Genomic DNA, 22,822 nt, shown 5'->3' with positions numbered 1-22,822 from the left:
GCCCATTGTCCCACTCATCCCTGCTGGGCCACCCACGAGGCGTGCAGGCGGGCGTAGACGGAGCCCTCCTGGGTGACGAGCATGGCGTGCGGGCCGCGCTGGACGATCCGGCCGGCGTCGACGACGAGCACCTCGTCGGCCGCCTCGGCGGTGGAGAGCCGGTGGGCGATCGTCACGCTCGTGCGGCCGGACATGAGGCGTTCGAGCGCCCGCGCGATCCGCATCTCGAGGGCCGGGTCGACCGCGGAGGTCGCCTCGTCGAGCACGAGCAGGTCCGGGTCGGCGAGCTGGGCCCGCAGCAGGGCGACGAGCTGCCGCTCCCCCGCGCTCAGCGACTCGCCGCGCTGTCCCACCCGGGTCCGCACGCCGAGCGGAAGCGTGGCGAGCCAGTCGCCGAGGCCGAGCACGCCGGCGGCGTACTCGATCTCCTCGTCGGTCGCGCCGGGGCGGCCGTAGCGCACGTTGGCGGCAAGCGTGTCGTCGAAGAGGAAGCCCTCCTGCGGGACGAGCACGATGCTGCGCCGCAGGGAATCGTGCCGGATCCGACGCAGGTCGACGCCGTCGAGGCGTACGACGCCGTCGACCGGGTCCATGAGCCGGGTGAGCAGCTTGGCGATCGTGGACTTCCCCGAGCCGGTCTCCCCCACCACCGCGACCCGGCGGCCGGGTGCGATGTCGACACAGACGTCGTGGAGGACCGGGCGAGACCCGGGGTAGGCGAAGGTGACGTGGTCGAGCGTGACCGAGAGCGGTCCGCGCGGCAGTGTCGCGCCCTGCTCCCCGGGGTCGACGAGATCGGCCGGGGTGTCGAGGATGCCGATGACCCGGCGCCATGAGGCGACCGCGTTCTGCGCGTCGGTGAGGATCTGGGATCCGGTCTGCACCGGGCCGACGAAGAGCGAGACGAGGAACGCGAACGCGAGCACCTCGCCCGACGTGATGTCGCCGGCGAGCCCGAGAAGGACGCCGATCACGATCACGCCGGCGTTGGCGAGCCCGCCGGAGAGCCCGCCGAGGCTGAAGAAGGTCGCCACGAAGCTCTGCGCGCGGGTCTGGGCCAGCTTGGTCTCCTCGACCGCGCGGTCGATCCGGGCCTGGGTGCGGTCCTCGACGGCGTACGCCTTGACGACGGCCGCGCCCACGACCGGCTCGGCGACGGCCGAGAGCATCGCACCGACCTGGCGGCGGACGTGGGTGTAGGCCGCCGAGAGCTTGCCCTGGAAGTAGCGCAGGCTGAGGAAGAGCGGGCCGAAGCAGACCCACACGACGAGGGCGAGCTGCCAGGAGTAGACCACCATCACGACCGTCGCGATGAGCATCTGGCCGACGCTCACGACGAAGAGCAGCCCGCCGTACACGATGAACTGGCTGACCTGGTCGACGTCGCTGGTCACCCGCGAGACCAGCGCGCCGCGGTTCTCGGTCGTCTGGGTCAGCAGCGGCAGGTCGTGGACGTGGCGGAACGCCTTCGTCCGCAGGGTCGCGAGACCGCGCTCGGAGGCGGTGAAGAGCCGTCGTGTCATGGCGTACGACGCCCAGCCGGTGACCACGATCGCGACCGCGGCCACCAGGCCGGCGCGGACGACGAACCCCGCGTCGGCGCCGTGCGCGCCGTGGAGGCCGTGGTCGAGGCTCTGCTGCACGGCGACGGGGACGACGACCTGGCCGGTGCTCGCGAGCACCGCGAGGAGCAGCGTGGTCCACAGACCCTCGACCAGCTCCGGCGAGTGTCGGACGCCGCGCCGGATCGTGGCCATCGCGCCGAGGCTCTCCCCGCTGTCGACGGCGCTCATCGCGACGTCACCTCCTCCGCTGCGTCGTCGCGGGGCTGCTCATAGGCGTTGACGAGCGTGGCGTACGACGGGTCGCGGGCCAGCAGCTCGGCGTGGGTGCCCCGGTCGACGATGCGGCCGTCCTCGAGGTGGACGACCTCGTCGGCGAGCGCGATCGTCGCCTTGCGGTAGGCGACCACCACCAGCGTCGTGTCCGCCGCGCCGGAGCGCAGCGAGCCGAGGATCCGCTGCTCCACCTCCGGGTCGACCGCGGACGTGGCGTCGTCGAGGACCAGCAGGCGGGGACGGCGGACGAGCGCGCGAGCGAGCGAGATGCGCTGCCGCTGGCCGCCGGAGAGGCTGGTCCCGCGCTCCCCGAGCCGGGTGTCGAGACCCTGCGGGAGCGCCGCGACGAAGCCGTCCGCCTGGGCGACCCGCAGGGCCTCCCAGACCTCGTCGTCACAGACCTCCCGGCCGAGCGCGACGTTGCCGCGGACGGTGTCGTCGAACACGAACGCGGACTGGGGGACCAGTGCGGCCGCCGTCGCCAGCTCCCCGGCCGCGAGGTCACGCAGGTCCGCGCCGTCGAGCGTGACCCGGCCGTGCGTCGGGTCCACGAGACGGGTGAGCAGCATGGTCAGCGTGCTCTTGCCCGACGCCGTCGCTCCGACGACTGCCACCGTCCGGCCCGGCTCGACGGTGAAGTCGACGTCGCGCAGGAGCTCGGGGCCGCCGTCGTAGGCGTAGGCCAGGCGCTCGACGGTCAGCCGAGCGCCGGTCGTCGCGCGCGGCAGCCGGCCGGCGCCGTACTCCATGCGGCCGGAGGCGGCGAGGACCGAGCTCACCCGGCGGAAGCCGACCACGCTGCGCGGGAACTCCCCGAGCAGCCAGCCGAGCGATCGGATCGGGAAGGCGACGATGGTGAGGAGGTAGGCCACCTGGACGACGTCGCCTGCCGCGGCGCCGCCGTGGAGGACGCGGTAGACCCCCACGGCCAGCACGACGAGGACGCCGAGGTCCGGCAGCGACGCCAGGGTCGGGTCGAAGGCCGCGCGCAGCCGGCCGGCGCGGATGTTGGTGTCGCGCAGCTCCCGCGCCTTCGCCGCAAACCGGTCGGTCTCCTCGGTCTCGCGGCCGAGCGTCTTGACCACGAGGGCGCCGTCGAAGGACTCGTGGGCGACCTCGCTGAGCTCCGCGCGGAGCTGCTGGGCGCGGGTCATCAGCGGCGAGCTGAACCGCTGGTAGACGAGGTTCGTGGCGATGACCGCCGGGAAGACGAGGAGCCCGACGAGGGCGAGCACGAGGTCGGCGAGGAACATCTGCAGGACGGCGATGACCATCATCGCGATGGTCCCGACCGCCATCGGCAGCGGCGCGATCGGCGCCCAGGCCGCCTCGACGTCGGAGTTCGCGATCGAGAGAAGCTGGCCGGTCGGGTGGCGGTGGTGCCAGGCGAGCGGCAGCTCGAGATAGCGACGGGTGACCGCGCGGCGGTAGTGGGCCTGCATGCGGTACTGCATCAGCCCCGCCCCCAGTCGCCGGGCGATCACCCCGACCGCCCGCAGGATCGCGACGCCCACGAAGAGCGCCACGACCGCGACGAGCCACCCGGAGCCGATATGGCCGTCGCGGAACGCCGGCAGCAGCACGTGGTCCGTCGACCATCCGAGCACCCAGGCGTCGGCGACCGTCAGCGCTCCGAACAGGGCGCTGCCGAGGGTCGAGAGGGTGAAGATCAGCGGCTCGCGCTTGATTGCCACCCACAAGACCTTGAACCCGTCCACGGTGGACGCGCGCCGCTTTCCCCCGCTCACCCGGGCCTCACTCACCGTCGCTCACCCCTCACACCCTAAAGTGCGAGAGGTGACGTCTGATGCCGGCCACACCTTCGCCCGCCGCGAGCGGCTCGCGCTCTGCGACACCGCCCTCGAGGTCGGTCCCGACGCGTCCACCCTGTGTGAGGGCTGGCGTGCCGAGGACCTCGTCCGCCACCTCGCCGTACGCGAGCGACCGTGGCTGCGGCTGCGCCCGCCCGCGGACCGGTCGTTCGAGGCGTACGTCGACCTCGTGCGTACGCCGCCCCCGCTGCTGCGCCTGGTGAGCCCGCTCGACCGGGCGATGAACACGGTCGAGTACTTCGTCCACCACGAGGACCTGCGCCGCGAGCAGCCCGGCTGGGAGGTGCGTCCGCTCGACCCGCAGGCCGAGCGGGAGCTGTGGGGAGCGCTGAAGCTGCTCGGCCGTTTCCTGGTCCGTCCCGCCCGCGTGCCCGTCGTCATCAGTGACGGGCCCGCCACCGCGACCCTGCGTGCCGGCGAGTGGCCGGCCACGATCAGCGGCCCGGTCTCCGAGCTCACCCTCTATCTCTACGGGCGCAAGAAGGTCCGCGGGCTCTCCTTCGACGGGCCCGCCAACCGCGTCGCCGCGCTGCGGAAGGCGAAGCTCGGGTTCTGAGGACGGATCGGGCCGATCGAGCGGTCATTCCGACTGGCGTTCGGTGTCCGGCTCGCAGAACAGCCCAGCGCCGGAGGGGCGCATCACGCCGCCACGTAGGCGCGATGGATCTCGAGGCGCAGACCCTCGAGCGCAGTCGTTCCCCGGTCAGGCGTGACGAGGCGGACGAGGCCGTGCGGCGTGGTCCACAGGTAGGACGCAGGGCCGAGCTGGTCGAGCCGATAGCCGAGATGGGTCTTGGCCCGGTGTGATCGCCGGCCGAGCGGCGCGGCGTTGAGGTCGCTGGTCTGACCGGGCGGGCCGTCCGGGGCATAGGGGGTCGGATGGTCCAGGTCGACCCGCCGGCCGAGGGCGCTGGCGTGTGGGAAGACGTCACCCAGTGACCGGAGGACCACCCGCTCGCGCATGGAGGCGGGGTGCTCGTAGGCGTTCACGCTCGCGCCGGCGTTGAGGTCGATGACCGGCTTCAGGTCGATCCGCGCGTGGCCGACCAGCTCAGCCAGCCGCGAGACGAGCAGCGGTCCGCAGGCCTCGGTCCGGGCAACCCCCTCGCCGGCCAGCAGCGACGACTCGTGGAGGTGGACATAGACGACCGCCTTCTGCCGGGACACGGCAGGCTGCTCATCGTCACCGCGAAGACCCAGGACGGCAGCCGCCTCGTCAGGGCGAGCGAGCATCGCCAACGCGGCAGCCCGCGACTGGTCGACCGTCGAGTCGTCCGTCGCCAGGTGGCCGGCGAGCTCGGTGATGGTCGCGTCGAGCCAGACGGCGTCCTCGGGGGCAAGTCGCGCGAAGAAGGACTGCACGCCGCGCCCTGAGTCCGGGTCGTCCGGGTCCGCGGCCTTCACGCGGCCGAGCCAGACACCTTGTTCCGCCCGCTTGGCAGTCAGTTCCGCGTCGTAAGCCGCAGTATCAGCCTCGATGATCGCCGCCTCGGCGACGGCCAGCACTCGCGACGGCGCCTGACCGAGCGCGTCAACGACAGCGGTGTCGACCAGCCCGATCCGCCCGGCAGCGAGCTGCCGAGACATCCGCGCGACCCTGCGCGCCAGCCACGGCTCGCAGGTCAGGCCCCTCACCGCGGCCCACACCTGCGGCAGTCGGTGGCGCAGGTCGAGCGCGTCGGCCATCGCGGCCCTGGTGTTGGCGACGTGGACCTGACGAGCGATCGACAGCTCCTCCAGGCACAGGTCCCGCACGAGCGGCGTACCGTCTCCGCCGAGCCGAACCAGATGGTCTCCACCGGGCACCGTGACGGTCGGCTCGACGCCGTGCAGGTCGGCCCACGCCAGACAGAGCTCGAGCTCCTCGACAAGGACGGCCCGGCGCTCGCGCACGACCTCCTCCGCGCGGTCGAGACCGCACGAGGGGCGAGAGAGGAGAGCTCCGGCATGGCGCCGAGTCTACGCCCATGTCGCCTATAAGTGAACACCTATTCGATGCTCTGGGGACAGCGGACGACAGACTCCCGAGAGCTACGCCGCAGAATCCCCCAGCTGCGCCAGCGCGAGGACCCGGCTGCGCGCCGGCTCCACCAGGAGCCCGGCCCACTCCGCCCAGTGGTCGGGCTCGTTGGTCCGCAGCATCTGCCGTCGTAGGTCGTCGAAGGCGCGGACGTTCATCGCAGCGGCGGCGACGTAGGCCTGGTCGGTCGCGGCCACGTCACCACGGCGCGCACGCTCGAGCACACGGTAGGCGGCTCGGCTGACCTCGTCGCGCCCCGCGCGGAGCTGCTGCGTCACCCGCGCGAGGTCACGGGCACGCGTCCCGAACCTCAGCAGCTCGAGGTCCAGCACGTCGGTCGTGAGCCCGTAGTCCTCCCGGAGGAAGATCGCCGGCCCCAGCCTCCCGCGACGCACGGCGGCGGCGACCACCCGCCACCAGTCGCCATCCCCACGTCCCGCCACCTCCTCCGCGATCTTGGATGGCACGCCGAGCGGCGGCATGTCGAACATGAGCAGGTCGCCGACACCGCTGGGCACGAGACGACCGAGCGCCCAGCCGCCGCGCGCGCAGCCTCGCGCTCCCAGGTCGAGGACGTCGAGCCACTCGCCACCACCGGCGTCGCGGACCGCCAGCCGTGCACCAGGACGGCTCTCGCCCAGCTCATAGCCGCTCATCCGTGACCCGGCCCAACGCTGCGCCAGTGCTGCGTGCTCGTCGAGCCGCCCCGTGGCGTGCTCGTCGATGAAGGCCGCCAGCCCACCGCTCTCATGCGCCGCGAGCTGGTGGAATGCCCACGACTCCCCCATCACCCTGGCGATGACCCTGATGGGGTCGCCCCGATGTCGATAGCAAGCCGCAAGCAGGTCGCCGTGGATCTCGGTGACGACCTCACGGAGCCGAGCCTGCACGAGGTTTCCGGTCGCGCCGTCCTCGCAGCGGAGCGTCTGATAGATCGTCCACCGGGCCCACACCCACGGGGGCGGGTCCTCGGCGAGGTCGGCCAGCCGCTCGGTCAGGGCGCGGTGTCGTCCCTTGCTGAACATCGGGACCGATTGATGCCACTCGAGCGCAGCCGTGGCGTCGCCCGCCCGCTCAGCGGCGACAGCCCTGGCCACGCAGTCGAGGTAGTCAGGCGTCATGGAGTCCGCCACGCGACGTTGGCGGCGGAAGCCGCCCGAGATCCTTCGAGACATGGCGACAGCCAACGCCGCTGCGGCACATCCGACAACCGCCTCTCCACAGGGTTGTGGAGCAGTGCCTCAACCAGGCGGCCGGCGCACCGACATTGAGGACGGCGACGTCGTACGCCCCCCTCGGGTCTCAACGAACCGGGTGTCCCGCTCCGGACAACGCGTCCTTGACCTCGGCGACCCGCACCTTCCCGAAGTGGAAGATCGTGGCCGCGAGGACGGCGTCGGCACCGGCCTCGACCGCAGGCGGGAAGTGGGCGGCGGCACCCGCGCCACCCGAGGCGATGACCGGGACGGAGACCTCGCGGCGTACGGCGCGGATCAGCTCGAGGTCGAACCCGTCCTCCGTGCCGTCGGCGTCCATCGCGTTGAGCAGGATCTCGCCGGCACCGAGCTCAGCGGCCTTGACCGCCCACTCGATGGCGTCGAGCCCGGCAGACCGGCGGCCACCATGGGTGGTGACCTCGAAGCCCGAGGCCGTGCCGTCCGCCCGGCGCGCGTCGACGGAGAGGACGAGAACCTGGTTGCCGAAGCGGTCGGCGATCTCCGCCACGAGCTCGGGCCGGTCGATGGCCGCGGTGTTGACCGCGACCTTGTCGGCGCCGGCGCGCAGCATCCGGTCGACGTCGTCGACCGACCGGATCCCGCCGCCCACCGTCAGCGGGATGAAGACCTGCTCCGCGGTGCGCGACACGATCTCGAGCGTCGTCGCGCGACCCTCGTGCGACGCCGAGATGTCGAGGAAGGTCAGCTCGTCGGCGCCCTCGGCGTCGTACGTCCTCGCCAGCTCGACGGGGTCGCCCGCGTCACGGAGCTCCTTGAAGTTGATGCCCTTGACGACGCGGCCCGCGTCGACGTCGAGACAGGGGATGACGCGTACGGCGAGGGTCATGACTGATCCCCGGTCGGCCTGCCGAGGGTCAGGTCGAGCGCGTCGGCCAGCGAGAGCGAGCCGGTGTAGAGCGCCGTCCCGGCGATGGCGCCCTCGACCCCGAGCGGGACGAGCTCCATGAGCGCCGCGATGTCGTCGATCGTGGTGACGCCGCCCGAGGCCACGACGGGCCGGTCGGTCGCCGCGCACACGTCGCGGAGGAGGTCGAGGTTGGGGCCCTGGAGCATGCCGTCCTTGTTGACGTCGGTGACGACGTAGCGGGCGCAGCCCTCGGCGTCGAGCCGGGCGAGCGTCTCGTAGAGGTCGCCGCCCTCCTGCGTCCAGCCGCGCGCGGCGAGCGTGCGGCCGCGGACGTCGAGCCCGACGGCGACCCGGTCGCCGTACTTCTCGATCGCACGCCGCGTCCACTCCGGGTTCTCCAGCGCCGCAGTGCCGATGTTGACCCGGCGGCAGCCGGTCGCCATCGCCGCCTCGAGGGAGTCGTCGTCGCGAATGCCGCCGCTCATCTCGACGTTGATGTCGAGGGCGCCGACGATCCTGGCCTGGAGCTCACGGTTCTGGCCGTGGCCGAACGCCGCGTCGAGGTCGACCAGATGGATCCACTCCGCCCCGGTCTCCTGCCAGCGCAGCGCGGCCTCGACCGGGTCGCCGAACCGCTTCTCGGAGCCGTCGACGCCCTGCACCAGCTGGACGGCCTGGCCGCCCTTGATGTCGACGGCCGGCAGGAGCTCGAGGTAGTCACCCATGGCGCAGATCCTAGAGTTCGGAGCCGTCAGGCGCTCTTCAGGGTCTTCACCCAGTTGCGCAGCAGCGCGGCACCAGCGTCACCGGACTTCTCCGGGTGGAACTGAGTCGCCCAGAGCGGACCGTTCTCGACGGCCGCGACGAAGCGGTCGCCGGCCCCGGCATCCGACCCAGTCTCGGCCCAGGTCACGAGCGGCTGGTGGCTCTCGGGAGTGCGGTCGTTGGTGACGAGTGACCAGTCGCGTACGCCGTAGCTGTGCACGAAGTAGAACCGCTCCTTCTCCACGCCCTCGAACAGGGTCGACCCCTGCGGGGCCTCCACCGTGTTCCAGCCCATGTGCGGGACGATCGGCGCCTGGATCCGCTCGACGAGCCCCGGCCACTCGCCGCAGCCCTCGGTCTCGACGCCGTGCTCGATGCCGCGCTCGAAGAGGATCTGCATGCCGACGCAGATGCCCATCACCGGTCGGCCGCCGGAGAGTCGCCGGGCGATGATCCGCTCTCCGCGGATCGCCCGCAGCCCCGTCATGCACGCCTCGAACGCGCCGACACCGGGCACGAGCAGCCCGTCCGCCGCCATCGCGGTGTCGAGGTCGCCGGTCAGCTCCACCTCCGCGCCGGCCCGCTCGACGGCGCGCACCGCGGAGCGCAGGTTCCCCGAGCCGTAGTCGAGGACGACGACCTGCGGCGTCGCCACTACAGAGCGCCCTTCGTGGAGGGGATGCCGGTCTCGCGCGGGTCGTAGCCGACCGCGTCGCGGAAGGCACGCGCGAACGCCTTGAACTGCGTCTCCACGATGTGGTGCGGCTCGCGTCCGGCAAGGACACGGATGTGGAGGGTGAGGTAGGCGTGGTGGGCGATCGAGTCGAAGACGTGCTGGGTCAGCGAGCCGAGGTAGGGCACGCCGGAGCCGCCGAGCAGGACGTGCTCCTGCCCGGCCGGCTCCCCGGTGTGGACACTGTAGGGCCGGCCGGACACGTCGACGACCGCCTGCACGAGCGCGTCGTCGAGCGGGACGGTCGCGTCGCCGTACCTCCTGATGCCCACCTTGTCGCCCAGCGCCTGGCGCAGCGCCTGACCCAGCACGATGGCGGTGTCCTCGACGGTGTGGTGGGCGTCGATGTGAAGGTCGCCCTCGCTCAAGACGGTGAGGTCGACGAGCGAGTGCCGCGCGAACGCGGTGAGCATGTGGTCATAGAAGCCGACGCCGGTGGAGATGTCGTGGCGGCCGGTCCCGTCGAGATCGACCTCGACGAGCACCTTCGACTCGCTGGTCTGCCGCTCGATCCGTGCCGTGCGGGCCGGTCGATTCGCGTCGCTCATGCTCGTTCCCCGTTCACATCGGTGAGGGCGGTCTTGAAGGCGGTCATCTCCGCAGGCGTGCCCACCGAGACCCGGAGCCAGCCCTCGGGCCCGGTCTCACGGATCAGCACGCCGTGGGCGAGCAGGCCCTGCCACACAGCGTGCCGGTCGGCGTACCGCCCGAAGAGGACGAAGTTGGCGTCGCTCTCGGCGACCTCGAGCCCCTGCTCGCGCAGCCAGACCACCAGCGCGTCGCGTTCGGCGCGCAGCTCATCGACCCTGCCGAGCAGCTCCTTCTCGTGGCGCAGCGCCGCGAGCGCGGCCGCCTGGGTGACCGCGGAGAGGTGGTAGGGCAGGCGGACGACGCGGATCGCGTCACAGATGGCCGGGTCGGCCGCGAGGTAGCCGAGCCGGAGGCCGGCCGCGGCGAACGCCTTGCTCATCGTCCGGGACACGACCAGGTTGCGGTGCTCGGGCAGCAGCTCGACCGCGCTCGGCACGCCCTCGCGGCGGAACTCGCCGTACGCCTCGTCGACGACGACCAGGCCGTCGCCGGCGGCCTCGCAGAGCACGGAGACCGCCTCGGGCGGCAGGGCGGTGCCGGTCGGGTTGTTGGGACTGGGCAGCAGCACGACGCTCGGCTGCTCGCTCTTGACCAGGTCACGGGCCACGTCGAGGTCGAGGCTGAAGTCGCTCTCGCGTCGGCCGGCCACCCAGCGGGTGAGGGAGTCGCGGGCGTACTCGGGATACATCGAGTACGTCGGCGCGAAGCTCAGCGCGGTGCGGCCGGGCCCGCCGAAGGCCTGCAGCAGCTGCAGCATGACCTCGTTGGAGCCGTTGGCCGCCCAGACCTGCTCGGGCCGCACGCCGTGGGGCGTGTCGCGGGAGAGGTACGACGCCAGCGCGGTGCGCAGCGCGGTGAACTCCCGGTCGGGGTAGCGGTTGAGCCCCGTCGCGGCCTCGCTCACCGCCGCGGCGATGTCCGCAACGCACGCCGGCGACGGCCCGTAGGGGTTCTCGTTGACGTTGAGCTGGACGGGCACGTCGAGCTGCGGCGCGCCGTACGGCTCGATGCCGGCCAGCTCGGGCCGGATCGGCGGGAAGCTCATGCTCACTCCTCCCCGGCGGCGAAGCGCACCCGGACCGCTGCGGCGTGCCCGGGCAGGTCCTCGGCCTCGGCGAGCGTCGTGACGTGGTCGGCGACCTTCGCGAGGCCCTCGCGGTCGTAGTCGACGACGTGGACCGACTTGGTGAACGCGCGCACCGACAGGCCCGAGGAGTGGCAGGCACAGCCGCCGGTCGGCAGGACGTGGTTGGAGCCCGCGCAGTAGTCACCCAGGGAGACCGGCGCGAACGAGCCGATGAAGACGGCGCCGGCATTGCGCACCCGGCTCGCCACGACGTCGGCGTTCTGGGTCTGGATCTCGAGGTGCTCGGCCGCGTAGGCGTTGACCACGTCCAGACCCTGCTCGACGTCACGGACCAGCACGGTCCCCGACTGCTTGCCCGCCAGCGCGGTCCGGATCCGCTCGACGTGCTTGGTCGCCGCCACCTGCTTATCCAGCTCGGCATCGACCTCGTCGGCGAGCCGCTCCGAGGTGGTCACGAGGACCGAGGCGGCCAGCGGGTCGTGCTCGGCCTGGGAGATGAGGTCGGCCGCGACGTACGCCGCCTCGGCGGTGTCGTCGGCGAGGATCGCGATCTCGGTCGGGCCGGCCTCGGAGTCGATGCCGACCTGGCCCTTGAGGACCCGCTTGGCCGTGACGACGTAGATGTTGCCGGGTCCGGTCACCAGATCGACCCGGTCGACCCGCCCCGAAGAAGTCTCGACGCCGTAGGCGAACATCGCGATCGCCTGGGCGCCGCCCACGGCGTACACCTCCTCGACGCCGAGCAGTGCGCAGGCCGCCAGGATCGTCGGGTGGGGAAGACCACCGAACTCCTTCTGGGGCGGGCTCGCGAGGGCGATGGAGCCGACGCCTGCGGTCTGGGCCGGCACGACGTTCATCAGGACGCTCGAGACCAGCGGCGCGAGTCCGCCGGGGACGTAGAGACCGACCCGCCCGACGGGCACCTTGCGGTGGGTCACCCGGGCGCCCGGCCCGAGGTCGGTCACGGCGTCGGTCTCGAGCTCGTTGGCGCAGGTCGCGCGCAGGCGCGCGATCGACTCCTCCAGACCCGCACGGATCTGCGGGTCGAGCTCGGCGAGGGCCTTCGCGAGCGCCTCGGCGGGCACGGCGATGTCGGACTGCTCGACGCCGTCGAACTTCGCGTTGAGCTCGAGGATCGCCTCGAGGCCGCGGTCGCGGACCGCGTCGGTGATCGGCTTGACCACATGAACCGCGGCCTCGACGTCGAAGTCCGCCCGGGGCACGGCCTGGCGGTAGTCGACTGACGCGTCTGCGTCACGGAGGTCGATACGTCGGATCATGCCCCAAGTCTACGAGCCCGACCCCGCCGGAGCCGCGCCGGCGACGAGGTCTGGACGCGTGGCGGTCGGCGGCGTGGCGGCCCGGCCCGGCTAGCGTGGCGGTGTGAGCCTGCGGCTGCCGATGTTCCCGCTCAACGCGGTCCTCTACCCCGGGGTGTCCCTACCCCTGCACGTCTTCGAGGACCGCTACCGCGCGCTCGTCCACCACCTGCTGCGGATCGAGGATCCCGCCGAGCGGCTCTTCGGCTCCGTCGCGATCCGCGAGGGCTACGAGGTCGGTGACCAGGGCGCCCAGTCGCTCTACCGGGTCGGCGTCCTGCTGCAGCTGACCGAGGCGGAGGCCGACCCCGACGACTCCTTCGAGGTGGTCGCACTCGGCCGCGGCCGGATCCGGATGGATCGCCTCGATCCCAGCGGCCCCTTCCCCGTCGCCGAGGTCGAGGAGCTCGGCGAGCCCGAGGTCGAGGTCGCGCCGGAGGTCGCCGACCGCGCCCGCGCCACCTTCACGGCCTACCGTGCCGCCATCCAGGAGTTCCGCGAGGACCCGTTCTCCGGCTCCCTGCCCCGCGACCCGGAGTACCTCGCCTGGACGCTCTCGGCCACCGCTCCCCTGCCCATGAGCGACCGCCAGGCCCTGCTGGAGGCCGAGGACGCCGGCGTACGCCTCGAGATGGTGACCCGGCTCCTGCGCGACGAGCTCCGCGCGATGAACGTCATCCCGTCGCTGCCGGCGACCGAGGTCGCGCGGACGCGCTGGTCGCCCAACTGACCCACCGGATCAGTCGGTGCTGAGCCGTAGGAAGGTGTGGGAGACGGTGCCGTCGTACCAGGTGCTGAGGCCGAGCGCCTTCAGCGGCTTGAAGTTGGCCAGGTCGTCGCTGCTGCCGTCCTTCTCGACCATGCCGTCGAAGGCGTCGAAGTCGACGTAGGCCACCATGCTCGCCTTGTCGATCTCCGGCACGACGTCCTTGAAGGTGGTGTCGCCGAACAGCTTGCCGTCCTCGAGGAGCCGGGTGCGGTAGCCGGCGTCGGGGCCCACCGCCACGGTGTCACCGGAGGTGTCGGTCTCGAGCATGCCCTCGTCGTTCTCCCCCGACCGGTTGATCGCGGCGCGGATCTTGGCGATCACATCGTCGATCCCGCTGGCGTCGCCCGTGATCTTGGCGCCGATCGGCTGACCCGCCGGCGTCGGAGCATCGAAGTCGATGCCGTCACCGACCGCGAGCGCGAAGCCGTCACCGACCAGCGTCTCGATGTCGTCCGGGAACGTCAGCCCGGTCAGCTGGGACAGCCGGTCCTCGACGGTCTTGGCGTCGAAGCTGCCGCCACACACCTGGCCGAGATTGGTGAGCACCTGGTCGAACCAGCCGTCGCCCATGCTGACGCCCAACGCCGCCGCGGTGTCCGACGGAAGCGAGCCGACCAGCGCCCCGGCCTTGTCGCCGGCGCCGCCGGCCTTGCCGAGGTCGGCCGCCGCCTCCAGCTCGACGCCGCCGTCCTCGAACCGCAGCGTGGCCGCCGCACCGCCGAAGCCGGCGAGCGCCGACTGGTAGCTCTGCATAAGTCCGGACGGGTCGCCGAGCCCGGGACACGCCTGCTCGAGGAGCGCCGCCGGCCCGGAGTCGTCGTCACCGGAGTAGGCGCCGTCGCCGTCGCCGTAGGCGAACCAACCGAAGTCGGAGCCGCTCCCGGACACACCGCCGAGCATGTCGCCGTAGCTCTCCAGCGCCTTTGAGAGCAGGTCCCCGGTCTTCGGGCCGGCGTACATCGTCAGCGCACCCTGGTCGCCGATCGAGCCCATCTGATCGCGGTAGGACTTCTCATCGGCCAGGCTGCCCTTGCCGGTCGCGTCGACCACCTGCGTGACCGTCGCCTGCGAGGTGCTGACCACGACCCAGCCGTCACGCACCGTGCCGGCCAGGTGTCCCTCGGCACAGTCGGACAGCTTCGAGAGCTCGGTCTTCGCCTTCGCGTCGTCGGTGGACTGGATCAGCCCCACCGGCGCGGGCGATCCGCCGACGTCCACTCCGGCGATCGCCGCGCTGTGACCGAGCCACGGCGCGAAGTCCTTCTCCCAGGTCAGGCCGCCGCACAGGTCGCCGGCATCGCCGAGGACCTCACCGATCAGCTTCTGAGCCATGTCGTCCCCGCTGCCGAGGTCGTCGGCCCCGGCATCCTCGCTCAGTCCCGGGAACTTCTTGACCAGCGAGATCGCCCCGCCCGCCTTGCTCAGGTCGACGCTGGCGAACGCGAACGTCGTGGACGGAAGCGCCTCGGCCACCGCGGGACCCTCGTCGTCGTCTCCGCCGAGCAGCGAGGCGGCCGCGAACGCACCTCCACCGACGAGCGCGGCCGCCGCGACCACCGCACCGGCACCGATCAGGATCTTGCGCGTGTTGCGCGGCTGCGGCGGCACACCGGCCAGCATCTGGCTCGGCGGCGGACCGTACGGCGGCTGGCTCGGCGGTGGACCGTACGGCGGCGGGCCGGGAGGACCGGGCGGCGGCTGCTGATCGGACACGAAGACTCCCCCATCTGGTTGTGCCGCGGAGCCTACCCCCGCGGGCGGGAGTACAGCATCAAGAACACCGCCGCGAGCGCGGCGAGGCCGCCGGCAGGGCAGGCCAGGACGACCCAGTGGGAGCCGAGATGAAGCGTGTCGGAGAGGACCGTGCCGTTGCGCGCGGTGGCGGCCGCCCGGGCCGGGTCCGGCGGAGCGAGCGCCGTCGCCACGGCATAGGTCACGAACCCGGCGCCGACGGTCGCCACCGTGACCGCGACGAGCGTCACCAGTTCCCGTCGGGCCAGGAACAGCGCCGACACCAGCCCCACGACCAGGCCGCCGACGACCGTCACCACGACGAACCAGCCGATGCCCGCGAAGACACGCTGGTCGGCGTTCTGCGCGACGAGGGGCGGATCGAGCGAGACGACGCCGCGATACCACCGGTGGTCGACGACCATGCCCGTCGCCGCCGGGCTCCAGAGCCGCTCGACCAGCCAGCCGCCGACGACGCCGACCACGGCGCCGAGGACGACGGTGGCGACCGCCTGCAGCACCGCCACGCGGACCTGTCGGGACGGCGGCGACCCCGCCGCCTCGAGAGGTGGCGTGGTCGGTGTGGTCAGTTGGTCAGACATCCAGGTCCCAGAAGCTGCTTGAGATCGGCGAAGAGCGCGGGCGTCGGGGTCACCCGGAGCCGGTCGTCGAGCTTCATGACCCGCGTGGACTCCCGCGTCAGCAAACGTAGCCGCACCTCGGTCATCCCCGGGTGGGTGCTGAGCACATCACGCAGCGAGGAGACGACCGGCGGCGTGCACCGGGTCGAGGGCAGACTGATCACGACCGGTCCGCTGGGCCCGTCGGAGAGGTCGGGGACCGTGACCTCCTGACCGCGGATCTCGGGCTGCTCCTTGTCGCGGGAGAGCTGGCCCTTCACCCTGACGATCGCGTCCTGGACGAGGTGGGGCGCCGCGAGCTGGTAGGAGCTGGGGAAGAGCAGCACCTCGATCGCACCGTCGAGGTCCTCGAGCGTGACCGTCGCCCAGGCGTCGCCCTTCTTCGTGATCTTGCGGTTGACCGCCGTGATGAGCCCGCAGATGGTCACCGTCGAGTTGTGCGGCCGGTCCTCGTCGAGCAGCAGCTGGCCGATCGTGGCGTCGGTGCCGTTGGACAGCACGTGCTCCAGGCCGAGGAGCGGGTGGTCCGAGACATAGAGGCCCAGCATCTCGCGCTCGTGGCCGAGCAGGGTCATCTTGTCCCACTCGTCGATGTCGGGGATCGTCACCGAGACCCCGAAGCCGCTCCCGGAGTCGTCGTCGAGCCCGCCGAAGAGCGAATCCTGGCCGATCGCCTCGTTGCGCTTGATGTCGATGTACTGCTCGATCGCGGTCTCGTGCACCGCGACGAGCGCGCGGCGCCGGTGCTTCAGGTCGTCGAACGCGCCCGCCTTGATGAGCGACTCGACCACCCGCTTGTTGCAGACCCGGTCGGGCACCTTCGCGAGGAAGTCGTTGAAGTCCGCGTAGCGGCCCTTCTCCTCGCGCGCCGTCACGATGCCGTCGACGACGTTGCTCCCGACGTTGCGGACGGCGGTCAGACCGAAGCGGATGTCGTTGCCGACCGCGGTGAAGTCGTGCGAGGACTCGTTGACGTCGGGTGGCAGGACGGCGATCTTCATCCGACGGCACTCGTTGAGGTAGATCGCCATCTTGTCCTTGTCGGTCTTCGCCGACGTCAGGAGGGCTGCCATGTATTCAGTCGGGTAGTTCGCCTTGAGGTAGGCGGTCCAGTAGGTGACCACGCCGTACGCCGCGGAGTGCGACTTGTTGAAGGCGTAGTCGGAGAAGGGCAGCAGGATGGCCCACAGGGTGTCGATCGCGTCCTGCGGATAGCCGCGCTCGAGCATGCCCGCCTGGAAGCCGGCGTACTGCTTGTCCAGCTCCTCCTTCTTCTTCTTGCCCATCGCGCGGCGCAGGTTGTCTGCGGCGCCGAGCGTGAAGCCGGCGAGCACCTGGGCGATCGCCATGACCTGCTCCTGATAGACGATCAGGCCGTAGGTCTCGCCCAGCACAGGCTCCAGCGCCTCGGCGAGCGCCGGGTGGATCGGCTCGATCGCCTCCCGGCCGTTCTTGCGGCGGGCGTACTTGTTGTGGGAGTCGGCCCCCATCGGGCCGGGTCGATAGAGGGCTGAGACCGCAGTGATGTCGGCGAACTGGTCCGGTTGCATCGAGCGGAGCAGCGCGCGCATGCCGCCACCATCGAGCTGGAAGACGCCGAGCGTGTCGCCGCGGCCCATCAACTCGTAGGTCGCCTTGTCGTCGAACGGGAGGTCCTCGAGGACGACCTTCTCGCCGCGGTTCATCTCGATGTTCTTGACGGCGTCGTCGAGGGTGTGGAGGTTGGACAGACCCAGGAAGTCCATCTTGACCAGGCCGAGCGACTCGCAGGTGGGGTACTCGAACTGGGTGATGACCGAGCCGTCCTGCTTCGGGTCCATCAGCGGCACGATGTCGAGCAGCGGCTCGCTCGCCATGATCACGCCGGCCGCGTGGACCCCGGTCTGGCGGATCTGTCCCTCGAGGCCCAGGGCGACCTCGTAGATCCGTCGCACCTCGGGGTCGGAGTCGTGCAGGCTGCGGAAGTCACCGCCCTCGCCGTACCGCTTGTGCTCGGGGTTGAAGAGCTCCTTGAGCGGCACGCCCTTGCCCATGACGTCGGCCGGCAGCGCCTTGGTGATCCGGTCGCCGATCGCGAAGCCGTGGTCGAGGATGCGCGCCGCGTCCTTGATCGCCTGCTTCGCCTTGATCCGGCCGAAGGTCGCGATCTGGGCGACCTTGTCGGCGCCGTACTTCTCGGTGACGTACTTGATCGTCTCGCCACGACGGTGGTCGTCGAAGTCGATGTCGAAGTCGGGCATCGAGGGACGCTCGGGGTTGAGGAAGCGCTCGAAGAAGAGGCCGTGCTCGAGCGGGTCGAGGTCGGTGATCCGCAGCGCGTACGCGGCGATGGAGCCCGCACCCGATCCGCGCCCCGGCCCCACCCGGATGCCGTTGTCCTTCGACCACTGGATGAAGTCGGCGACCACGAGGAAGTAGCCGCAGTATCCCTTCTGCGCGATGATCGCGAGCTCGAACTCGGTGCGCTCCTTGACCTCCTGGGTCAGCTTGTCGCCGGGGTAGCGCATCTCGATGCCACGCCAGACCTCCTGGCGCAGCCACGACTCCTCGGTCTCCCCCGCGGGGATCTCCGCGCGCGCCATGTAGCCGCCGGTGGACTCGGTGAACTCGACGTCGCACCGCTCGGCGATCAGCAAGGTGTTGTCACAGGCCTCCATGAGGTCCTGCGACCCCCAGAGCTCCCGCATCTCCGCGGCCGACTTGATGTAGTAGCCCGTGCCCTCGAACGCGAACCGCTTGCCGCCCTTGCTGTAGGGCGGCTCGGACAGCCGGCTGCCGGAGTTGACGCACAGCAGCGCCTCCTGGGCGCCGGCGTCCTCGGGGCTGGTGTAGTGGGAGTCGTTGGTCGCGATCGGCTTGATGCCCATCTCGCGGCCGAGTCTGAGCAGGTCGTCACGGACCCGCTTCTCGATGGAGATGCCGTGGTCCATCAGCTCCAGGAAGACGTTGTCCTTCCCGAAGATGTCCTGCAGCTCGCCGGCCTCCTTGACCGCCTCGTCCCACTGACCCAGCCGGAGCCTGGTCTGGATCGCGCCGCTCGGGCAGCCGGTCGAGACGATGATGCCCTTGGCGTACTGCTCGAGGAGCTCGCGGTCCATCCGGGGCTTGTAGAAATAGCCCTCCAGAGCCGCCTTCGAGGAGAGCCGGAAGAGGTTGTGCATCCCCTCGGTGGACTCCGCCCACATGGTCATGTGGGTGTAGGCGCCACCGCCCGAGACGTCGTCGCCGCCCTCCTCGGACTGGTCGCCCTTGCCCCACCGGACGCGCTTGCGCTCACCACGCGGGGTGCCCGGGGTGAGGTAGGCCTCGATGCCGATGATCGGCTTGACCCCGTGCCCCTTCGCCTTCTTCCAGAAGTCGTAGGCACCGTGCATGTTGCCGTGGTCGGTCATCGCGATCGCCGGCATCTCGAGCTCGCTCGTACGCCGGAAGAGTCCGTCCAGGAGCGAGGCGCCGTCCAGCATGGAGTACTCCGTGTGGACGTGCAGGTGGACGAACGAGTCCTTCGATCCGGCCGACATGGGTGCGGAAGCCTCCTCGAGGTCGTTCGGGGCATGCAACAGGGTCTGTCACGGGCCGTGACGAGCGTCCTGGGGGAAGGGCCTCAGCCTACCGGTTCGGCACCCGCCGACAGCCACCCGGGCAGCGTGTCACCGAGCACCGACAGCTTTCCGCTCAGCGCACCCCAGCGCAGCCCATAGGAAGGCTGTGAGTTGGCTGAAAGTTGCCGCCGAGGCCGCCGGATCGGGGTCCGCGGGACGTACCGTCAAGGCGAGGCCGAGTGCTCCCTCCGCCTCCCCTGACGTGCCCCGGTCCCGCGGAAACCCGAGCGCCGCGGACCGGGGCACTCGGCCGTCGGGCCACCACCGTCATGCCGCTGCGACAGGACGCCATTCCATCCGGATGTCGGGCGCTCGCTCCTCGTTGTCGGCGCCGTCGGTCCGCTCCATCTCCACGAGACCGTGGCGCGCGTAGAACGCCCGTGCCGGGGTGTTGGACTCGAAGACCCACAGCCCGAAGCCGTCAGGACAAAGCGACTTGACCACGGCGAGCAGCGCGCTGCCCAGCCCGGCCCGCTGCTGGTCGGGATGGACGAAGAGGTCGTTGACCCACGTCGGCGTGAGAACCACGAACGCGACCACCGTCCCGTCGACCTCGGCGACCCACGTCTCGCGGTCACCGTCGGCCAGCACCTCCGCGAAGTGGCGGTGGTCCTCCTCGCTCGTGTGGATGGACACGGGCATGAACGGCACCGCCGCCACGCGGGCGGCGGTGTAGACCATCGCGACCTCGTCGGCGTCCGCCGGCTCCGCGGGCCTAATGACTGTCGCGGATGACGTCGAGCGCATGTTGCAGATCGGCGGGGTACGTCGACTCGTAGACGACCTGGTCGCCCGACTCGGGATGCTCGAAACCGAGGCGTACGGCGTGGAGCCACTGCCGCTGGAGACCGACCCTCTTCGCGAGCGCCGGGTCGGCGCCGTACGTCAGATCGCCGACGCAGGGATGCTTGAGTGCGCTCATGTGGACCCGGATCTGATGGGTCCGGCCGGTCTCGAGGTGGATCTGGAGGAGGCTGGCGAACCGGTGGGCCTCGAGCGTCTCGTAGTGCGTCACCGAGTGGCGCCCGTCGGCCATGACGGCGAACTTGTAGTCGTACTTCGGATGGCGGCCGATCGGCGCGTCCACCGTCCCCTCGAGCGGGTCCGGATGACCCTGGACGAGCGCGTGATAGGTCTTGTCGACCGTGCGGTGCCGGAAGGCGTTCTTGAGCACGCTGTAGGCATGCTCCGACTTCGCGATCACCATGACGCCCGACGTGCCGACGTCGAGCCGTTGGACGATGCCCTGCCGCTCGCTCGCGCCGCTCGTCGAGATCCGGAAGCCGGCACCGACCAGGTGGCCGACGACCGTCGGGCCGGTCCAGCCCGGCGACGGGTGGACCGCCACACCCACGGGCTTGTCGATCACCACGATCGCGTCATCGTCGTGGATGATCTTGATCCCCTCCACGATCTCCGGCACGACCTCGAGAGGGTCGACCATCGCCGGGATCGTCACGTCGAGCATCGACCCGGCCACGACCCGGTCGCTCTTCGCGACCGCCGCGCTGTCGACGAGCACCTGGCCGTCGGCGATGAGCTCGGCCGCGCGGGTGCGGGAGAGCCCGAACAGCCGCGCGATGGCAGCGTCGACCCGCTCCCCCTCCAGTCCCTCCGGCACCAACAGCGTGCGATGGTCGGTGTGACCGAAGCTCACTGCTCGTCCTCCGCGTCCGGTCGGGGGTCCACCGGCAGGCCGCTGAGCCGGACCCCTCGATAGGCCAGCACGAGGATGAGCACCGCAGCGACGGTGATGCAGATGTCGGCGACGTTGAAGATCGGCCAGTGCGGCAGCTCGAGGAAGTCCACCACGAAGCCGTGGAACGCACGCGGTGCGCGGGCGACCCGGTCGACGAGGTTGCCGACGACGCCGGCGAAGAGGAAGCCGAGCGCCACCGCCCAGGCGCGGCTTCCGGCACGGAACGCGAACCACACGGTCACGATCGCGGCGGCGATCGCGAGCGCCGTGAACACGGCAGTGTGGGACGTGCCCGTGCTGAACGCCGCGCCCGGGTTGCGGGTGAGGTTCAGCCGCAGCAGGGACCCGACGAGCTGGTGGGGCCGGCCGGGGGTCAGGCCCGCCACCGCCGCCACCTTGGTCACCTGGTCGATCGCCAGGAGAACGACCGCGACCGCCACGAAGATCGCGCGGACGACCGGTCGTCGTACGGTGGTCGAAGCCTTGGTCTGGGTCTCGTCCGCGTCGCTCAGCGACGTTCCTCGCGCTGCTTGCATGTCATGCACAGTGTGGCACGCGGGAACGCCATGAGCCGCATCTTCCCGATCGGCTCACCGCAGGACTCGCAGATGCCGTACGTGCCGTCCGTGAGGTAGGCGAAGGCACGCTCGATCTGCGCCAGCTTGTCGCGCTCGCTGTTGACCACGGTCAGTTCGTGGTCACGCTCGAAGCTGGTCGCCCCCATGTCGGCCTGGTCCTGGCCGGCACCGTCACCTGAGTCACGCATGAGCCCGGACAGCTCCGCCTCCTGGGCGGCGAGCACCTCGAGGCTGTGGGTCCTCGCCTCGTTGAGCTCGGCGATGACCTCGTCGAGCTCCTCCTGGGTCCAGGGGTCCTCCCCGTCCTTCACCTTGAGGGACTCGGGAGAGATCACCCCGGTGGTCGCCTTCTTGACCACGGCACTCGCTTTCTTCGTCGTCGCGGCCCGACGGGCCGTCGCGCTGGTGGTTGACCTGCGGGTGGTGCTGCGGGACGAGCCCGACCTACGGGCGGCGGGGACCGCCACGGCGGACCCAACCTCGTCGCGCTCGGACTTGTTCCCTTCCGCGGAACGGTGTGCGGGGACCATGCGATCCCTCCCTCCTGCCGTGGCTGTCGCGCCCCGATACGCAAGACAGCGTGCGGGGAGGGTAACCGCTGGCGGAACGCCACTCAACCAACGCGCCGGCCGGTCCCGTGCGGGAGCGGCCGGCGCGTGTGAGCAGGGGTGGCTGTCAGCCCTCTTCCTCGCCGAGGATGGAGCGGAGCCGCTTCGGCGCCGGGGCGACGTCGTCCGAGGACGACGCGTTGGGCGACTGCGTCTCGGTAGCCGAGTTGTTGAGCGCCTCGAGCTGCTGGGTGAAGTAGCTCTTGAGCCGCGAGCGGTACTCCCGCTCGAAGGAGCGGAGGTTCTCCACCTCGGTCGTGAGCTTGTCCTTCTCGCGCTCGAGGTCGCCGAAGAGCTGCTGACGCCGCTCGGCGGTCTCGGAGTCGAGCATCTGGGCGCGGGTCCGGGCATCGGCCTCCATGCGGTCGGCCTTCTCCTTCGACTCGCTCTCGAGCCGCTCGGCCTTCGTGCGCGCCTCGCCGACGATCTTGTCGGCGTCGTTCTTCGCGGTGTTGATGAGCTCGTCGTGGTTGCGCGTCGCAAGCTCGAGGAGACGGGCCGCGGCGTTGGACGCCTCCGGCACGGTCTCGACGCGGATCGTCTCGATCCCGCTGGTCGGAGCCGGGGTCGCGGCGGCCGCCGCAGGCGCCGCCACCGGCTCGGGCGCGGCCGGCGTCGGCTGCGGCGCAGGCTTGGTCTCCGGGGCCGGAGCGAACGAGGAGCCGCCGGACTGGGCCGCCGCCAGCTTGGACCGGAGGTCGTCGTTCTCCTTGGTGAGACGCGCCAGCTCGGCCTCGACCTCGTCGAGGAACTGGTCCACCTCGCCCATGTCGTAGCCCTCGCGGAGCCGGACGGGAGTAAAGCGCTTGTTGCTCACGTCCTCTGGCGTCAGCGGCATGACCTCACCCATTCATTGCTCGGTTGTGTACGTCGGTGTGCCGTGTCCTGAGGAAGCGGCACGGATGGTGCTGTCGAAACTCTAGC

The 22,822-nt window shown here is 71.0% G+C and carries 20 protein-coding genes; 2 read left to right on the top strand and 18 right to left on the bottom strand.

Going from position 1 to position 22,822, the window contains the following annotated elements; genetic code table 11:
* Nucleotides 1-14: 14 nt before the first annotated feature.
* A complete protein-coding gene (locus AB3X52_RS07765; RefSeq protein WP_367992960.1) occupies nucleotides 15-1,793 on the bottom strand; it encodes an ABC transporter ATP-binding protein in 1,779 nt (592 codons plus the stop codon).
* Nucleotides 1,790-3,532 (bottom strand): ABC transporter ATP-binding protein, encoded by a 1,743-nt coding sequence (locus AB3X52_RS07760; RefSeq protein WP_367992958.1) that lies wholly within the window; start codon nucleotides 3,530-3,532, stop codon nucleotides 1,790-1,792. The genes AB3X52_RS07765 and AB3X52_RS07760 overlap by 4 nt, the downstream gene beginning before the upstream one ends.
* A 103-nt stretch (nucleotides 3,533-3,635) precedes the next feature.
* Here AB3X52_RS07760 and AB3X52_RS07755 point away from each other — a divergent pair, with 103 nt between their 5' ends.
* On the top strand, nucleotides 3,636-4,226 hold the full coding sequence (locus tag AB3X52_RS07755) for a hypothetical protein (protein WP_367992956.1): 591 nt from the start codon (nucleotides 3,636-3,638) through the stop codon (nucleotides 4,224-4,226).
* 83 nt (nucleotides 4,227-4,309) lie between these two features.
* Here AB3X52_RS07755 and AB3X52_RS07750 read toward each other — a convergent pair whose 3' ends face one another.
* The 8 genes from AB3X52_RS07750 to hisD form a co-directional block, all read right to left on the bottom strand.
* Nucleotides 4,310-5,563 (bottom strand): hypothetical protein, encoded by a 1,254-nt coding sequence (locus AB3X52_RS07750; RefSeq protein WP_367992954.1) that lies wholly within the window; start codon nucleotides 5,561-5,563, stop codon nucleotides 4,310-4,312.
* Nucleotides 5,564-5,701: 138 nt separating this feature from the next.
* Nucleotides 5,702-6,811 carry a hypothetical protein gene (locus AB3X52_RS07745; RefSeq protein WP_367992952.1) on the bottom strand — a complete coding sequence of 370 codons (1,110 nt, stop codon included), beginning with the start codon at nucleotides 6,809-6,811 and terminating at the stop codon, nucleotides 5,702-5,704.
* 181 nt (nucleotides 6,812-6,992) lie between these two features.
* Nucleotides 6,993-7,754, bottom strand: a complete 762-nt coding sequence (gene hisF, locus AB3X52_RS07740) for an imidazole glycerol phosphate synthase subunit HisF (RefSeq protein ID WP_367992950.1) — start codon at nucleotides 7,752-7,754, stop codon at nucleotides 6,993-6,995.
* Nucleotides 7,751-8,500: a bifunctional 1-(5-phosphoribosyl)-5-((5-phosphoribosylamino)methylideneamino)imidazole-4-carboxamide isomerase/phosphoribosylanthranilate isomerase PriA gene (gene priA, locus AB3X52_RS07735; protein WP_367992948.1), complete on the bottom strand. Its 750-nt coding sequence runs from the start codon at nucleotides 8,498-8,500 to the stop codon at nucleotides 7,751-7,753. The genes hisF and priA overlap by 4 nt, the downstream gene beginning before the upstream one ends.
* 26 nt (nucleotides 8,501-8,526) lie before the next feature.
* Complete coding sequence (gene hisH / locus AB3X52_RS07730; RefSeq protein WP_367992946.1) at nucleotides 8,527-9,195, bottom strand: imidazole glycerol phosphate synthase subunit HisH; 669 nt, start codon at nucleotides 9,193-9,195, stop codon at nucleotides 8,527-8,529.
* On the bottom strand, nucleotides 9,195-9,821 hold the full coding sequence (gene hisB, locus AB3X52_RS07725) for an imidazoleglycerol-phosphate dehydratase HisB (RefSeq protein ID WP_367992944.1): 627 nt from the start codon (nucleotides 9,819-9,821) through the stop codon (nucleotides 9,195-9,197). Before hisB ends, hisH begins: the two co-directional genes overlap by 1 nt.
* Complete coding sequence (locus AB3X52_RS07720) at nucleotides 9,818-10,909, bottom strand: histidinol-phosphate transaminase (RefSeq protein WP_367992942.1); 1,092 nt, start codon at nucleotides 10,907-10,909, stop codon at nucleotides 9,818-9,820. Before AB3X52_RS07720 ends, hisB begins: the two co-directional genes overlap by 4 nt.
* A 2-nt stretch (nucleotides 10,910-10,911) precedes the next feature.
* Nucleotides 10,912-12,231, bottom strand: a complete 1,320-nt coding sequence (gene hisD, locus AB3X52_RS07715) for a histidinol dehydrogenase (RefSeq protein ID WP_367992940.1) — start codon at nucleotides 12,229-12,231, stop codon at nucleotides 10,912-10,914.
* A 103-nt stretch (nucleotides 12,232-12,334) separates the two neighbouring features.
* Between hisD and AB3X52_RS07710 the strand changes: the two genes are divergently transcribed.
* Complete coding sequence (locus tag AB3X52_RS07710) at nucleotides 12,335-13,000, top strand: LON peptidase substrate-binding domain-containing protein (protein WP_367992938.1); 666 nt, start codon at nucleotides 12,335-12,337, stop codon at nucleotides 12,998-13,000.
* 9 nt (nucleotides 13,001-13,009) lie between these two features.
* Here AB3X52_RS07710 and AB3X52_RS07705 read toward each other — a convergent pair whose 3' ends face one another.
* The 8 genes from AB3X52_RS07705 to AB3X52_RS07670 form a co-directional block, all read right to left on the bottom strand.
* Nucleotides 13,010-14,752 (bottom strand): hypothetical protein, encoded by a 1,743-nt coding sequence (locus AB3X52_RS07705; protein ID WP_367992936.1) that lies wholly within the window; start codon nucleotides 14,750-14,752, stop codon nucleotides 13,010-13,012.
* Nucleotides 14,753-14,784: 32 nt separating this feature from the next.
* On the bottom strand, nucleotides 14,785-15,372 hold the full coding sequence (locus tag AB3X52_RS07700) for a hypothetical protein (protein WP_367992934.1): 588 nt from the start codon (nucleotides 15,370-15,372) through the stop codon (nucleotides 14,785-14,787).
* The gene (gene dnaE, locus AB3X52_RS07695; protein WP_367992932.1) at nucleotides 15,357-18,932 is read right to left on the bottom strand and encodes a DNA polymerase III subunit alpha; all 3,576 of its coding nucleotides are present in this window, start codon (nucleotides 18,930-18,932) and stop codon (nucleotides 15,357-15,359) included. Before dnaE ends, AB3X52_RS07700 begins: the two co-directional genes overlap by 16 nt.
* Before the next feature lie 348 nt (nucleotides 18,933-19,280).
* Nucleotides 19,281-19,694 carry a GNAT family N-acetyltransferase gene (locus AB3X52_RS07690; protein ID WP_367992930.1) on the bottom strand — a complete coding sequence of 138 codons (414 nt, stop codon included), beginning with the start codon at nucleotides 19,692-19,694 and terminating at the stop codon, nucleotides 19,281-19,283.
* Nucleotides 19,695-19,728: 34 nt separating this feature from the next.
* Nucleotides 19,729-20,670 (bottom strand): RluA family pseudouridine synthase, encoded by a 942-nt coding sequence (locus AB3X52_RS07685; RefSeq protein ID WP_367992928.1) that lies wholly within the window; start codon nucleotides 20,668-20,670, stop codon nucleotides 19,729-19,731.
* Complete coding sequence (gene lspA / locus AB3X52_RS07680) at nucleotides 20,667-21,248, bottom strand: signal peptidase II (RefSeq protein ID WP_367992926.1); 582 nt, start codon at nucleotides 21,246-21,248, stop codon at nucleotides 20,667-20,669. The genes AB3X52_RS07685 and lspA overlap by 4 nt, the downstream gene beginning before the upstream one ends.
* Nucleotides 21,221-21,649 (bottom strand): TraR/DksA family transcriptional regulator, encoded by a 429-nt coding sequence (locus AB3X52_RS07675; RefSeq protein ID WP_367992924.1) that lies wholly within the window; start codon nucleotides 21,647-21,649, stop codon nucleotides 21,221-21,223. Before AB3X52_RS07675 ends, lspA begins: the two co-directional genes overlap by 28 nt.
* Nucleotides 21,650-21,965: 316 nt before the next feature.
* Complete coding sequence (locus AB3X52_RS07670; RefSeq protein ID WP_367992922.1) at nucleotides 21,966-22,736, bottom strand: DivIVA domain-containing protein; 771 nt, start codon at nucleotides 22,734-22,736, stop codon at nucleotides 21,966-21,968.
* Nucleotides 22,737-22,822 lie beyond the last annotated feature (86 nt).

Origin of the sequence: Nocardioides eburneus (assembly GCF_040838215.1) — a bacterium.
GTDB classification, from domain to species: Bacteria; Actinomycetota; Actinomycetes; order Propionibacteriales; family Nocardioidaceae; genus Nocardioides; species Nocardioides eburneus.
Note: the sequence above shows the minus strand (reverse complement) of the source record. Positions and strands in the feature narration are given on the sequence as shown.